Below are 14,667 nucleotides of genomic sequence, written 5' to 3' on the forward strand. Positions count from 1 at the left end.
TCACAGATTAAAACGATTAAAAAATCTTTATGTATCGTTGAAATCTATTGCAAAAAATATCAAAGTTTTACAATAAATACCACATAAATGCCCACTCAAAAAATTAGAAGAAGCTACAGAAAAACACGTTACATTCTTTATAAAGAAACTTTAATTGATTATAAAGAACATTTTTGGTCCTTTTTAGGTTCATTTGTTGGTATCGGAATTCTAGCTTATCTTGAATCTTCTCATTTTTCGGGGAGTGATGTTGTGTATTTAATTGGTTCTTTTGGTGCCTCGAGTGTTTTGATTTACGGAATTATTCAAAGTCCATTTTCGCAGCCGAGAAATTTAGTTGGCGGTCATGTTATTTCGGCTTTTATAGGTGTCACTATAAATAAGCTTGTACCCGATATTGTTTGGATCTCTGCTCCTCTGGCAGTTTCACTCTCTATTATTTTCATGCAGATTACAAAAACCCTTCATCCGCCGGGAGGTGCTACTGCTTTGATTGCAGTTACAGGTTCAACACAAATAAAAGCTTTAGGATATATGTATGTGATTTCGCCAGTTTTAGTTGGTGTGCTTATTTTACTTTTAACGGCTTTAGTTTTTAATAATCTGACTTCCAGCAGAAGCTATCCTAGTCATAGTACTTATCATAAACATTATCATAAAATTAGAAAAAGATTGACTGGAAGGTAATTATCATTCCTATTCCTGCAAGGTTTTCAAAACCTTGTAGGTATAGCTTTAATACGATTACAAACCTATAAGGTTTTGAAAACCTTGCAGGAGCGCCAACTAAATAAACTACCGTAAATCAAAACATTAAAATCTTTTCAACAAATCTCAATTCACAATTCGTATTTCGTTTTTTATATTTTACCTTTGACCTCTCAATAAAAACAAATGTTATGGTTTATAAATTTAGAGTAATTCTAGACGCCGAAGAAGATATTTTTAGAGACATTGCAATTCTTGAAGATGATACTCTTGAGGATTTACATAATGCAATCTTCAACGCTTTTGGCTTTGACGGATCAGAAGTCGCTTCATTTTATACTTGTGATGAAACTTGGAATCAAGAAGATGAAATTCCGCTTTTTGATACTGGAGATGTTCCTGGCGAAATAAGAACCATGAATGATTATCCCTTGTCTAGTATCTTAGATCGTGAAAACACTAAAATTATCTACGTTTATGATTTCATCAGTATGTGGACTTTCTTGGTTGAATTAGCTGCTATCGAAGAGGAAGCCGTTGGAGCTGTTTATCCTGAAACTTTGTTCTCTCACGGTGAAATGCCAGACGAGGCTGTCGAAAAAAACTTTGAAGCTGATATGCACGACGATATCTACGGAGAATTTGAAGACGACCTAGACGAAGAGGATCTTGACATGTTCGAAGGCGACGACAGCTTCGAAGATTATGGATTTGAGGAGAATTGGAATTAATTTTTTTCAGGTTCAAAGGTTCAGAGTTACAAAGGTTCAGAGGTTTATTTAAAATCCAAGGATTTTAAAATGTAATATTTTTCTTTATTTTTATGTTTTAATTTTTAAAATATAAAATGAAAACTTTTCGTGACCTTTTGATCTGGCAAAAATCTATGTCCCTGGTAACTGAAATTTACCAATTAACAAATTCATTCCCAAAAGAAGAAATTTATGGACTATCTTCACAAATTAGAAGATGTTCCATTTCAATACCGAGTAATATTGCTGAAGGATATGGCAGAGATGGAAATAGTGATTATTTGAGATTTTTAAATATTTCAATTTCATCATTATTTGAATTACAGACTCAGCTTGAAATTTCATTCAATCTAAAATATATAACCGAGTATCAATTCAATAAAATAAATGGAGAAAGCAGAGAAATAGAACGAATGTTAAGTGCTTTTATTAGAAAAATAAAAGATAGAAAATAACCTTTGTCCCTTTGAGCCTCTGCATCTTTGTACCTAAACAAAAAAAATGATCAACCTATTCAACACCCACATCGAGACGCTTTCTATACACCGTGTAGGAAACAAAAGCCGTAACGAAGCGATTTTTTTATCAGAGCAGCCATTTAATTTAAATGATGAAATTGTGCCTCTTATAAAAGAATTCTTTTTTAAGCCTTTTAGAGAAAAAGAAGAAAACTATTATCAGTTTGCACACGAAGTGGACTTGGACTACAACGATATGTTTAAATATGCAACTGAGATTTTTGCTAATCCGGCAAATGTGCATGAGGTTTCTAAAAACATCACAAAGCATTTGTACGAGCAGTCAAATCATCCGCATATTAAAAACGGAGAGGTTTATGTGACGTATTTGACTAATCTTAGTATCGATAACAATGTTGTTGATGCAATTGGGATTTTTAAAAGCGAATTGCAGGCAGACTTTTTACAGTTTGAAGAAAAAAACAGCAATCTTGAAATGATTTTACAGCAGGGAATCAACTTGAATAAATTGGATAAAGGCTGTTTGATTTTCAATTATAAAAAAGAAGAAGGTTATAAAATTCTAACTGTCGACAGTAACCGTTATGATGCTCGTTACTGGTTAGAGCACTTTTTATCTGTTGATGCTTTTGAAGATGAAAATTTCATCACTAAAAAATATTTAAAATTCTGTCAAAACTTCGCAAAAGATGTGGTTTTGCCAGCAGAAGATAAGAAAGAGGAAGTAATGTTTATGAACCGATCTGTGAATTATTTCGCTAAAAATGATCAGTTTGAAGAGCAGAATTTCTTGAATGAAGTATTAGATAATCCAGACTTAATTCCTGAATTCAAAAATTATAAAGTTGATAAAGGAGAAAAATACAGCATCGAAGATGTAACCTCATTCCCAATTGCCAACGCAGCAGTTTCTGACGCAAGAAAATCGATTAAAAACGTTATTAATTTGGATACTCATATTCAGATTAAAATGGATTTTATTAATCCTGAAAGCGCAGAAAAATTTGTTGAAAAAGGATGGGATGAAGAAAAACAAATGTATTACTACTTAGTTTACTTCAACAAAGAAGAAAAAAGCTAAGAAGTTTTCATTTTCTATTACTTACTGATAAAAAACCTCAAAGCTTTGGCTTTGAGGTTTTTTTGCTTAAAGATAAATTTTATACTTTCATAGACGAAAGAAATCATAAAATGTCGATCATTCTTAATTTATCATTAATTTTGCATTAAAAATAAACTAAGATGGATATTCAGTTTTTTAAAGAAAGTCCCTTCACTACCATTATATCATTTCATAAGCTGATTGAATCTTTTGAAGAAATTGCTTTATCAGACGTTGATTACAGATCGAATTACGCAAAAGCTATTTTAAAACAAATTGAATCTATCCCGGAATTAAGAACTGGGATTCAAGATTATTCGGTTATTAAAGATAATGAAGCTTTAATTAAAAATATTTTAGCCGATTTATTCCCAACAGCTTTAACGCAAAACGAAATAAAAGCAGTTACAATTCCATTTCAAAACATCTCCTTCAATTATACAGAACGTTTCAAAAAAATTCTAAAAAACGCTGGAGACGAATTTTATATGGAAATTCGTGATTTCGACGAACATCAATTTTACATTAATAACTGCTGTTTGATTTTGAGCAGTTACTATAAACAGCATATCGATTTCAACAAACCATTTTTCTATGATATTCCAGACGAAAGCGGTGTCGAAAAACATTATCGTATTTTGTACAATGCAGATTTCATGGAAATTATTCCGACTGAAAATGCTATTGCGTTAACTCAGGAAGATATCGATCAGCTGATTGATAATTACGGCGATATTAATTTGTGGAAATCTAAATTCCCAAAAGGAAGCTGGATCTTAAGAGGTTTCGGAATTGTTTCTTTATTTGATGCTACAACAGAAAGTGCCATTTCTACATTGAAAAGTAATTTGTTGAAACCTGGAGCTAAAACAGTTACAACAGATCAGGAAGTTTCTAATATTTTCCAGTCTATTTTTAATCTTCCAAAATTAAAAGTTGGGTTTATTATTTACAATCCTGAAGAAGAAAAATTTATTAGACCTGCAAAATACGAAAACCAGCTTAAAAGCTTTTTACTTTCTGCCGATCAGGAAGTCGATTGTAAAAATGCTTTTTTTGGATGTTCATTTGAAAATTTATTAGATAATAAAGAACCTTTTGTGATTTCTAATGTTACTAAATTTACAGAAGAATCGACCAATAAAAGACTGGGAGAGCATCTTTTATCGCAAAACATTAACAGCTGTATTTTTGCTCCCGTTATTAGAAACGGACATTTACTGGGTGTTGTCGAATTGGTTTCTGAAAATCCAAGAGATTTAAATAGTGTGAATGCTACAAAACTAGAATTAGTACTTCCGTATTTAACTGATACAATTGATCGCTACAATACAGACATGCAGCATCAGGTTGAAGCAATTATTCAACGTGAGTACACTACAATTCACCCAAGTGTTTACTGGAAATTCAAAAAAGAATCGCAGAACTATTTTCAAAATTTAAATCATACAAAAGATTATATTTTTAAAGAGATTGTATTTAAAAATGTGTTTCCGCTTTATGGACAAATTGATATTAAAAGTTCTTCAGAACATCGAAACGAAACGGTAAAAACTGATTTAAAAAGCCAGCTTACAGCTCTTTTAGAAATTTTCGAAAATCAGGATCCGAATTCTAATTTGGTTCTTTTGGAACAAAGAAAATTTGAATTAGAATCCCTTCGAAGTGAACTAGATTTCCCTCTAAAAGCTGATACGGAACAGCATATCCAACGTTATATCGAAGAAGAAATTCACCCGATCCTTAAAAACACAAAAAGCAACGCTAAAAACGAAAAATTAGAAAAACTTTACTTTGAAAGTCTGGACGAAAAAACAGGAATGTTTTATCAGGAAAGAAAGAAATTTGACAATGCAATGTCAATCATTAATAAAAGACTGGCAACGGTTTTAGATAAAAAACAAGTTGAAGCGCAGCAAATTTATCCGCATTATTACGAGCGTTTTAAAACGGATGGTGTGGAACACAATTTGTACATCGGAGCTTCAATTTCGCCCACCAAACCATTTGATATTATGTACCTGCATAATCTTCGTTTGTGGCAGTTGCAGACTTTATGCGAAATGGAATTGGAGCATCATGAACTTAAGGAATCACTTCCTTATGAATTAGATGTGACGTCATTGATTCTGGTTTTCAGTTCTCCGCTTTCAATTCGTTTTAGGATGGATGAAAAACGCTTTGATGTGGACGGGACTTATAATGCAAGATATGAAGTCGTAAAAAAACGAATTGACAAATCGAACATTAAAGGAACAAACGAAAGAATTACTGAAAAAGAAAAAATCACAATTGTTTATTCTCAAAACAGCGAAGAAGCAGAATATTTAAAATATATTAAATACTTACAGCACAAGAAAATTCTAGAACCTTCGATAGAACAATTTGAAGTTGAAGATCTTCAAGGTGTTTCTGGTTTGAGAGCTATTCGTGTCAAAGTGATCAATAACAATTCAAATCCAGGAGTAAAAAAGATTACTTATCAAGATTTATTAGATGAGCTCAACTAAAAGTTGAGCTTTTTTTTGCAATACAGATGAAACTGATTCGCTATGGCGAAAACGCTGATGGACGCAGATTGATTTTTTAGGTTAAATTAAAAATCCGTTTTATCAGCGTTTTCGCGATAGCAAATCCGTAAAATGAGCGTCTATATTTTTAAATTTTAAATAGATTTAAAAGCGATCACAAACGCGATTACCGTGATAATTAATCCGAACATGAAAAAATTGTAGGCAATTCGAAGTAAATTATATTTTCGCTGTAAAACCAATCCGAGATAATACAAATCTTTGATCATTGTAGAATATAAGTAATCTCTATCCTTCATCATTTCGTTCATTGCCCAATCGTAATCTTCAAGAGGCATTTTATAGAAATTTCCAAAGAACATTAAATTCACTTTTTTTGCTTCTACGTCATTACGTGTAAAAAATCCAGAAGTTACTTTTGGACGTGTGGATAGAATCGCAAAAATAATTGTAATAACACTAGACATCAGCATTATAAATGTCGGAATAACCAAATGGGCATTTTTCGGACTATCTAATTTTGGAATTATAGAGGATAATGCAATTGAAATTATAATCGCATTTACAGACAATAAAATATTAGCCTTACTATCGGCGATTCCGCTTAAACGAGTATGATTCCCAAGTGTAACACGAAATAAAGTATCAATACCACGATCTGGTTTTTCTAATTTTTCTTTCTTTTTATTTTCTTCTTCAATCGCCGCTGCCGCCTTCAACTCCTGTTTATTTATTTTTTTCTGAATTAGAAGCAGGTTTTTTTCTTTTAAAGGCTGCCATTTTTTCAATGCATAATCAGTATAAAAGCGGTGCTTATTCAATAAAAAATTCAAATTTTCTCTGGTCCATTCGGCATTAGAAAAATTTACTATTCCAGTATTTTTTAGCTCCAAACGCAATAATTCACAAGTTGTAGCGTATTCTTCTCCCATTAAATGAGCATAATCTGCGTCTCTAATGATCTTTTCTAAATGAGTTTTGGGTACGTACTCTTTAACTGTTGCCAAAATCAAACTCGAAACTAGCGCAATAAAATCCTCTGATTTTCCTTTTTCGCGTAAAAAGTCGGCCGCTATTTTAGCACTCGTTTTTTCATGATTGTCATATCCTTCAACATATCCAGCATCGTGAAACCATGCTGCAACCAGAAGTGCTTCTTTATCATCACCTTCCACATCTTCTTTTTTACACAGTTCTTTTACCGCAGAAACTACGGTGAAAGTATGGTTAAAATTATGATAAGAATATAAATTAGAAAGTTTATCTTTGAGTAAATTACTGACGAAATCTTCGGATTGTTCTATTAGATTCATAAAGAATATTTTTATACCACTAAATTATGAAATTGTTTTTGGATAATCATTTTATTGCTAAGATTAAAAACTATTCATTAGCAATTATTACTATATCATTGATCAATTCTTGTGCTACGCATAAGCCGCAATATGGCAAAAATGTAAGCGCAAACGAAAATGAAAACGCAACAGATACCATAAAAATTGCGCAAACATTTTATCTTGTCGGCGATGCTGGAAATGCCGATGAAGCACAAGCGCAGCAAACGCTTGAACTTTTACACAAAAGGCTGAAGAAAGCTAACAAGAAATCGACCTTACTCTTTTTAGGCGATAACATTTATCCGAAAGGTTTTCCCAGCGATAATAAATCGGGAGACAAAGCTTTAGCAGAAACAAAACTTACCAATCAGTTAAAATTAGCAGATGGTTTTAAGGGAAAAACTATTTTTATTCCTGGAAATCATGATTGGTACAGCGGTATAAAAGGGCTGGAACTTCAGGCTGATTTTGTAACGAAGCATCTCAATGACAAAAAAGCATTTATGCCCAGAAAGTCATGTCCAATTGAAGATGTAAAAATTGACAGTACTACAACGTTAGTAACTATTGACAGCGAATGGTTTCTAGAAGATTGGGATAATCACCCGACAATAAATGATAATTGTGATATTAAAACCAGAGAAGCATTTTTTGATGAACTGGAAAATATTTTAAATAAAAATCAAGAAAAGACAGTTGTTCTGGCAATTCACCACCCATTGTTAAGCAATGGAACTCACGGCGGACAATTTTCACTAGAAAAACAATTATTTCCGCTGGAGAAAAAAATTCCGCTTCCTATAATTGGATCTTTTATTAATTTACTCCGAAAGACATCTGGTGTAAGTCCACAGGATATTCAGAATAAACAATATACAATTTATGCCAAAAGGATAAAGACGCTTTTGCAAAAGCAGAAAAATGTAATTGTAGTTTCTGGGCATGATCATAACCTTCAATTCATCAGCAAAGAAAATATTCAGCAGATTATTAGCGGTGCGGGTTCAAAATCCGAAGCGGCTAGAGCCATAAATGAAAATGATTTTTCTTATGGAGGAAATGGTTATGCAACCTTAACTTTATTTAAAAGCGGCGATGCCAAAGTTTCTTTCTACGGAAATGACAACAATAAAGAAAAACTGCTGTTTGAACGTGAAATTATAAAAGCCAAAGAAATTAATTGGGCTTCAGATATTCCAAATAGTTACCCTGCAAAAATTACAACTTCTATCTACTCAGAGAAAATGACCAATAAAAGTTTGTTTCATAAATTTTTATTTGGGCAGCATTACAGAAAATATTACAGCATGCCAATTGAGGCGAAAGTTGCAACTGTAGACACTTTAATGGGCGGCCTGAAACCTATTCGCGAAGGCGGCGGACATCAATCTGTTTCTTTAAGAATGTCTGATCCTAAAGGTCGTGAATATGTCATGCGAGGCATGAAAAAAAGTGCGACTGTATTTTTACAATCTGTTGCTTTTAAAGATCAATATGTAGTAAATGATTTTGAAGACACATACGCAGAAAATTTCTTGTTTGATTTTTACACCACTTCTCATCCTTACGCTCCGTTTGTAATTGGAAGCATGTCTGATCAAATTGGTCTTTTGCACACTAATCCAGTTTTATATTATATCCCGAGACAGAAAGGTTTAGGTGAATTTAATGCAGGTTTTGGAGATCAACTATATATGGTTGAAGAAAGACCTGCTGATAATCATCTGGATGGAAAAAATTTCGGAAATCCAAGTAATATAATTGGTACAGATGATCTGATGACCAATCTTCATAAGGATGAAAAATATTCGGTTGATGAAAAAGAATATATAAAAGCCCGTTTGTTTGATATGCTTATTGGCGATTGGGACAGACATAGCGATCAATGGCGCTGGGCAGAATATAAAAAAGATGGTAAAGTAATCTACAGACCGATTCCTAGAGATCGTGATCAAGCTTTTGCGAAATATGATGGAACTTTGCTTTCCTTATTAATGAACATTCCTGCGCTTCGTCATATGCGAACTTTTAAGTATAAAATTGACAATGTAAAATGGTTAAGCAGGGAACCTTATCCAATGGATCTGGCTTTTTTAAGAACTTCTGGAGAAAAAGAATGGATTGAGCAGGCAAAATTTATTCAGGAAAATTTATCTGACACCGAAATTGAAAATGCTTTCAAAAAAATGCCAAAAGAAGTTCAGGATGGAACTGTTAATGAAATTATAGCCAAACTGAAAAACAGAAAAAGAGAACTTCAAAAATATGCATCACGTTATTCTGATGTTTTAAGCAAAACAGTTATGATTGCTGGTACTGATAAGAAAGACAAATTTGTATTGAATCACGATGCTAAAAAAAGTATTGAAATTCAAGTTTACAGAGTTAAAAAAGAAGGTGACGAATTACAATATTCAAAAACAGTAACTGATGCTAAAACCAAAAATTTATGGATTTATGGTTTAGATGATAATGATATTTTTGAAGTAAAAGGAGATCAGAAATCGAAAATTAAAGTTCGCTTAATAGGCGGCCAAAACAATGATACTTATAATATCGAAAACGGAAGAAAGGTTATTGTTTACGATTTTAAATCAAAAGAAAACACTTATAATTTAGATTCAAAAACTCAAACGCAGTTAACTGACGATTATGATGTTAACTTATATAATTATGAAAAACCGAAATATAATGTCGTTTCTGGTCTTCCTAACATTGGTTTTAATCCAGATGACGGTGTAAAAGTGGGTATCAATTTAAATTATACTGTTAACAATTTCAAACAGAATCCTTATACACAAAGACATGTTTTAAATGCTTTTTACTACTTTGCGACAGGCGGTTTAGAATTTAATTATGCAGCACATTTCCCAGGTTTATTAGGAAAATGGGTTATTGATGTTGAATCGTTGTATACAACTCCAAATTTTGCTATGAATTATTTTGGATACGGAAATGAATCGCAATATGATGATGACGTTAGCTTAGATTATAACCGTGTTAGAATCAGAAAATTTAATGCTTCGGGAGCCATAAGACATGTTGGAAGATATGGAAGCGAATTTAGCATACAGCCGATGTTTCAAAGAATGACGGTTGAGCAAACTGAAGATAGATACATTGACATTCCCAATATTGTGAATCCAAATGTTTTTGACACTCAGAATTATGGCGGACTGAAAGTAAAATATCTTTTCAAAAATTCTGATTTTGCAGCGAAACCAACTTTAGGGATGGCTTTTATGGTCGCTGCGACTTGGACCACAAATTTATCTGAAACAAAACAAAATTTTCCAACTCTTGAAAGTTTCTTAGGATTCACGCATAAAATTGATCACAACGGAAAATTGGTTTTAGCAACTTATTTCAAAGGAAAAGCAATTTTGAATAATAATTTCGAATTTTATCAAGGTGCTGCTTTAGGCGGTGACACTGATTTACGTGGTTTTAGAAATGAACGCTTTTTAGGAAGTTCTTATTTCTCGCAAAGTTCTGATTTACGTTTAAGTTTGGGCAGAATTAGAAAAACAATTGCTCCATTTACCTACGGAATTTTAGGCGGTTTCGACTACGGAAGAGTTTGGCTGGACGGAGAAGATTCTAAAAAATGGCATCACGATTACGGCGGCGGACTTTGGTTAAATGCCATTAATGTTTTAACTGCCAGAATCTCTTATTTTAAATCTCCAGATGAAATAGGAAGAGTTATTTTTGGCGCGGCATATAGCTTTTAAGATAGGTTCTAAGATTTTTTTAGCCACGAATTACATTCATTTTCACTGATTTTTTTTAATATTATTCGTGGAAATTGGTGTAATTCGTGGCTAACTTTTTATTATCATTTTTGATTTCTAAGAAAAACTCAGAACCTTAGAATCTTAGCCTCTCAGAACCTTTTATCATTTTAATTTAAACTCATAAACATTCCCTCCTACTTTATTCGTTTTTTCGTCGGCAATAAGTAAGGTGTTGTTGTCTTTAAAAACGATGGCTTCTTTTTGAGAAAAATGGTTTAGGTTTATTTCTGTATGAGTTCCTTTGTGGAATAAATCTCCTTTGAAACCTTTAAATAAAAGAACTTTATCATGGCTCAACAACGCTACTTTTTTTCCGTCAGGGCTAATTGTGGCACTCGTTAAAACACAATGATTGTAATTATTGCAAGTTTTAAATTCGCCAATTCTTACTGCTTTTTGAGTTCCAGATGCATTTTTGATTTTGTAAATAAAAGCAGTTCCATCGAAACCTTTGCTTCTGTTTTTTGTAAAAAGATAAAAGTAACCGCCCTGTTCAAAAAAGCCTTCAACATCAAAAAACATTTCTTTTTTCTTTGGAGGAAATTCGGTTTGTTCTGGATACGAAAATGAGATTTTATATTCGGCTTTAGCCAAATCTTTGTTTAATTCGCTTTTAGCAACTTTATAAATACATAAATCTTTACGTTCATTATCATTATTTCCAAAATCACCAATATAAATATTTCCAGTTTTATCTCTTGTGATATCTTCCCAATCGATATTTTCTGCATTAGAGATTGTAATTGTTTTTTCTAATTTTCCTTTAGAATCAATCGCATAAATTGCATTTTTATTACCGCTGTCTTCTAAGGTATAAATTGTACTTGTTTCGGGGAAATAAGTTATTCCTGAAACTTCTTTTAATTTTTTCGGAAGCGAATAAAGTGTCTTCAAATCATTCCCTGACTGTTGCTGACAAGCCAATAAAACTAAAGACGCGAATACTAAAAAAGATTTTTTCATAAGATTATATTTTCTTCTTAAACCATATAAGTTATATCAGTCAATTTAAGAGTTGATTTAATGAACTTAAATTGGATGTTAAATTCTAAACTAAGTTTGTGTTTTTAAAATTACGGATAATAAACTCAAATGCCGCGTGCATGATATGTCCCATCGATTTGGCATTTTTAAATTTCATATCGTTAGTATATCGGTACAATTCCATTTTTAATTGATTCAGATGTTCTTCTGTCGAAATGGTATCGTGACACATTATATTCAAGAGTTTTTTAATTCGATTTTCTGCCGAATGAATACGTTTGGCCAAAATCGCTCTTTCTTCATCTTTATACTGAATTATCGAACGTTCTTCCAATTTTTCTTTGATGAGCTGAATCATTGGATAATTTTCTTTGAAAAACTGAGGGCGATATACTTTGAAATTTCCCTCATAACATTGCTGGTCAAAATCAATTGGACGAATTTTATATACTACTTGATCAAAATCGTGAATTGGGACAATTACATAATTGTACGCACGCATATCACCCAAAAGACGAATCATACAACGTTCGTTAAACTTCACAAATTCTTTTGCAATCTGCGCTTTTTCAGTTTCAGAACAACTATCCAACAAAGTATCCATAAAAACATCACCTGGAATTCCGATAATGTGTTCTTCGATCAAAGTATCTTTATAAACCAAAAAATTGATTTTATCTGGCGAAAGAATATCTTCCAATTCTAAACCATAAATTCGAGAAGCATCTGCTTTTTTAATGTAGAAATGAACGTAATTATCGTTGAGGATATTTCGAACTTTAATTCTAAAAGGTTTCGAATTTCCGAATGTACAATAATCAATCGCATCAATATTCAGGAACTGGATAATTTCGCTGTTACCATCAGAATGAAGGAGAGAATAAATTCTTTTTAGGTTTAAATCAATTTCATTGCGTTCAAATTCGCTGTAATATACACGAATCCAAAGAGTATCATTATCATTTTTATCGTAAACATTTATCGAGCCCGAAAAACGAAGCAAATCATCATAAAACACAGAAACTTTAGAAATACGTTCGTATCGCTCTAAATAGTTTAAAAGTTGCAGTGTTAAAGGATAGGACGGTTTTTTTAAAACCATTAATGGCTCGCTCATTTTGAATATCTTTATTACAAATTTACGTCAATACGATTAAAGTTCGAATTTAAAGTAACAAAAATCAATTTGGCTCGTCATACTAAAAACTAAAACCAGAAAAATTTGGAAACCATATTAACCATTGAGAATCTGAACAAAAGATACGGCCGAATTCAGGCTTTAAAAAATGTATCTTTTACTATACAAAAAGGCCGTGTTTATGGCATTCTTGGCCCTAACGGAAGCGGAAAATCAACTACATTAGGAATTGTATTGAATGTTGTTAATAAATCTTCTGGTAATTATCGCTGGTTTGACGGCAATGTAGAAACGCATGAAGCTTTAAAAAAGGTTGGCGCAATTATAGAACGACCAAACTTTTATCCTTATATGACTGCTGAGCAAAACCTGAAATTGGTCTGCAAAATCAAAAATATCAATTATTCTAAAGTTAATGAAAAGCTGGAATTGGTTGGTTTGGATGAAAGAAAGGATAGCAAATTCAGTACTTTTTCGTTGGGAATGAAACAGCGTCTGGCCATTGCATCTGCACTTTTAAATGATCCGGAAATTTTAATTTTAGATGAACCAACTAACGGATTAGATCCGCAGGGAATTCATCAGATTCGAGATATTATTAAAAAAATTGCTTCTCAGGGAACTACTATTTTACTGGCATCACATTTATTAGATGAAGTCGAAAAAGTTTGTTCGCAGGTAATTGTTTTAAGAAAAGGCGAAGTTTTATACTCAGGTTCCGTCGATGGAATGTCATCTAATGAAGGTTTCTTTGAAATTTCTTCGAATGATAATGAGCTATTAAAATCCGCTTTAAAAGATCACAATGCCGTAAGTCAAATTAAGGATGAAGACGGAAAAGTTTTAGTGTATTTAAAATCAGATTTGTCTGCTTCAGAATTAAACCAATTTTTATTTTCCAAAAATATAATTTTAAGTCACTTGGTAAAACGTAAAAATAGTTTGGAAGCGCAATTTTTAGAATTAACCAAAAACACTCATCCAAAAAACTAACCAAGCCATGAAAAGACTTATCTCTATAGAATTACAAAAAATCTGGATGAATAAAGCCAGCCGTATATTAACACTAACTTATTTTATATTACTTTCTTTTATAGCACTAATTGCAGCCATAAAATTTGACATTGGCGTTTTTAAATTTCATTTAGCAGAAATGGGAATTTTTAACTTCCCTTTTATCTGGCATTTTAATACCTATGTTGCTGCTATTCTTAAATTTTTTCTGGCTATTGTAATTGTTTCTATGATGGCTAATGAATACAGTTACGGAACTTTAAAACAAAACTTGATTGACGGTTTAAGCAAAAAAGAATTTATTCTGTCTAAATTTTTAACCGTGGTTTTATTTGCTTTCGGTTCGACAGTTTTCGTTTTTATTATGAGTTTAATTCTGGGATTGTTTTTTTCTTCTTATACTGAATTTGATATTATTTTTAGTGATTTAGATTATCTTTTAGCCTTTTTTGTAAAATTAACAGGATTCTTTTCTTTCTGTTTATTTCTTGGAATTCTGGTAAAACGCTCCGCATTTGCATTAGGATTTCTTTTGGTCTGGAGTATAATTGAAGGAATTGCAAAAGGTGTATTGGCTTTTAAAATTTTCCCAGACAGTAATACTGGCGAAAAAGTTATGCAATTTTTTCCATTAGAATCTATGTCAAATTTAATTGTTAATCCAGGACCTAGATTATCCGTTATCAAGAATATTGGTTCACAAATGGGAATCGATACAGATATGGATTACAGCGTAAATTACTTTACAGTTTTAATCGTTTTAACATGGACTTTCTTATTTGTATATTTTTCTTACAAACTATTAAAAAATAGAGATTTATAGTA

At 32.0% G+C, this 14,667-nt stretch carries 11 protein-coding genes; 8 read left to right on the forward strand and 3 right to left on the reverse strand.

The features are described 5' to 3' along the window. Positions 1 to 87: 87 nt before the first annotated feature. From QE431_RS16690 to QE431_RS16710, 5 genes are all read left to right on the forward strand, one after another. Positions 88 to 687, forward strand: a complete 600-nt coding sequence (locus tag QE431_RS16690; protein ID WP_057116818.1) for an HPP family protein — start codon at positions 88 to 90, stop codon at positions 685 to 687. A gap of 212 nt (positions 688 to 899) precedes the next feature. Beyond that, the gene (locus QE431_RS16695) at positions 900 to 1,439 is read left to right on the forward strand and encodes a hypothetical protein (RefSeq protein ID WP_307297867.1); all 540 of its coding nucleotides are present in this window, start codon (positions 900 to 902) and stop codon (positions 1,437 to 1,439) included. Positions 1,440 to 1,555: 116 nt separating this feature from the next. After that, positions 1,556 to 1,915 (forward strand): four helix bundle protein, encoded by a 360-nt coding sequence (locus QE431_RS16700; RefSeq protein WP_307297870.1) that lies wholly within the window; start codon positions 1,556 to 1,558, stop codon positions 1,913 to 1,915. Between the two features lie 46 nt (positions 1,916 to 1,961). After that, positions 1,962 to 3,020 carry a nucleoid-associated protein gene (locus QE431_RS16705; RefSeq protein ID WP_057116821.1) on the forward strand — a complete coding sequence of 353 codons (1,059 nt, stop codon included), beginning with the start codon at positions 1,962 to 1,964 and terminating at the stop codon, positions 3,018 to 3,020. 161 nt (positions 3,021 to 3,181) lie between these two features. Next, a complete protein-coding gene (locus QE431_RS16710; protein WP_134139830.1) occupies positions 3,182 to 5,551 on the forward strand; it encodes a GAF domain-containing protein in 2,370 nt (789 codons plus the stop codon). 155 nt (positions 5,552 to 5,706) lie between these two features. On the opposite strand, the gene QE431_RS16715 is transcribed toward QE431_RS16710, so the two are convergent. Continuing rightward, positions 5,707 to 6,885: a Pycsar system effector family protein gene (locus tag QE431_RS16715; protein ID WP_134139829.1), complete on the reverse strand. Its 1,179-nt coding sequence runs from the start codon at positions 6,883 to 6,885 to the stop codon at positions 5,707 to 5,709. A gap of 26 nt (positions 6,886 to 6,911) precedes the next feature. Here QE431_RS16715 and QE431_RS16720 point away from each other — a divergent pair, with 26 nt between their 5' ends. Beyond that, positions 6,912 to 10,643: a metallophosphoesterase gene (locus QE431_RS16720; protein ID WP_307297876.1), complete on the forward strand. Its 3,732-nt coding sequence runs from the start codon at positions 6,912 to 6,914 to the stop codon at positions 10,641 to 10,643. Positions 10,644 to 10,808: 165 nt separating this feature from the next. Here QE431_RS16720 and QE431_RS16725 read toward each other — a convergent pair whose 3' ends face one another. Both QE431_RS16725 and QE431_RS16730 read right to left on the reverse strand, forming a co-directional pair. Beyond that, positions 10,809 to 11,669, reverse strand: a complete 861-nt coding sequence (locus QE431_RS16725) for a hypothetical protein (protein ID WP_057116825.1) — start codon at positions 11,667 to 11,669, stop codon at positions 10,809 to 10,811. A gap of 85 nt (positions 11,670 to 11,754) precedes the next feature. Beyond that, positions 11,755 to 12,807 carry a hypothetical protein gene (locus tag QE431_RS16730; protein ID WP_057116826.1) on the reverse strand — a complete coding sequence of 351 codons (1,053 nt, stop codon included), beginning with the start codon at positions 12,805 to 12,807 and terminating at the stop codon, positions 11,755 to 11,757. Between the two features lie 105 nt (positions 12,808 to 12,912). On the opposite strand from QE431_RS16730, the gene QE431_RS16735 reads away from it, so the two are divergent. Both QE431_RS16735 and QE431_RS16740 read left to right on the forward strand, forming a co-directional pair. Further along, complete coding sequence (locus QE431_RS16735) at positions 12,913 to 13,821, forward strand: ABC transporter ATP-binding protein (RefSeq protein ID WP_134139824.1); 909 nt, start codon at positions 12,913 to 12,915, stop codon at positions 13,819 to 13,821. A 7-nt stretch (positions 13,822 to 13,828) separates the two neighbouring features. Beyond that, the gene (locus QE431_RS16740) at positions 13,829 to 14,665 is read left to right on the forward strand and encodes an ABC transporter permease (protein ID WP_057116828.1); all 837 of its coding nucleotides are present in this window, start codon (positions 13,829 to 13,831) and stop codon (positions 14,663 to 14,665) included. Positions 14,666 to 14,667 lie beyond the last annotated feature (2 nt).

It is taken from the genome of Flavobacterium sp. SORGH_AS_0622 (assembly GCF_030818825.1).
Lineage (GTDB): Bacteria > Bacteroidota > Bacteroidia > Flavobacteriales > Flavobacteriaceae > Flavobacterium.

What these genes read in the sequence shown, in the direction of transcription:
- QE431_RS16690 (WP_057116818.1), top strand. Translation starts at nt 88, where the DNA reads ATGCCCACTCAAAAAATTAGAAGAAGCTACAGAAAAACACGTTACATT.
- QE431_RS16695 (WP_307297867.1), top strand. Translation starts at nt 900, where the DNA reads ATGGTTTATAAATTTAGAGTAATTCTAGACGCCGAAGAAGATATTTTT.
- QE431_RS16700 (WP_307297870.1), top strand. Translation starts at nt 1,556, where the DNA reads ATGAAAACTTTTCGTGACCTTTTGATCTGGCAAAAATCTATGTCCCTG.
- QE431_RS16705 (WP_057116821.1), top strand. Translation starts at nt 1,962, where the DNA reads ATGATCAACCTATTCAACACCCACATCGAGACGCTTTCTATACACCGT.
- QE431_RS16710 (WP_134139830.1), top strand. Translation starts at nt 3,182, where the DNA reads ATGGATATTCAGTTTTTTAAAGAAAGTCCCTTCACTACCATTATATCA.
- QE431_RS16715 (WP_134139829.1), bottom strand. Translation starts at nt 6,885, where the DNA reads ATGAATCTAATAGAACAATCCGAAGATTTCGTCAGTAATTTACTCAAA.
- QE431_RS16720 (WP_307297876.1), top strand. Translation starts at nt 6,912, where the DNA reads ATGAAATTGTTTTTGGATAATCATTTTATTGCTAAGATTAAAAACTAT.
- QE431_RS16725 (WP_057116825.1), bottom strand. Translation starts at nt 11,669, where the DNA reads ATGAAAAAATCTTTTTTAGTATTCGCGTCTTTAGTTTTATTGGCTTGT.
- QE431_RS16730 (WP_057116826.1), bottom strand. Translation starts at nt 12,807, where the DNA reads ATGAGCGAGCCATTAATGGTTTTAAAAAAACCGTCCTATCCTTTAACA.
- QE431_RS16740 (WP_057116828.1), top strand. Translation starts at nt 13,829, where the DNA reads ATGAAAAGACTTATCTCTATAGAATTACAAAAAATCTGGATGAATAAA.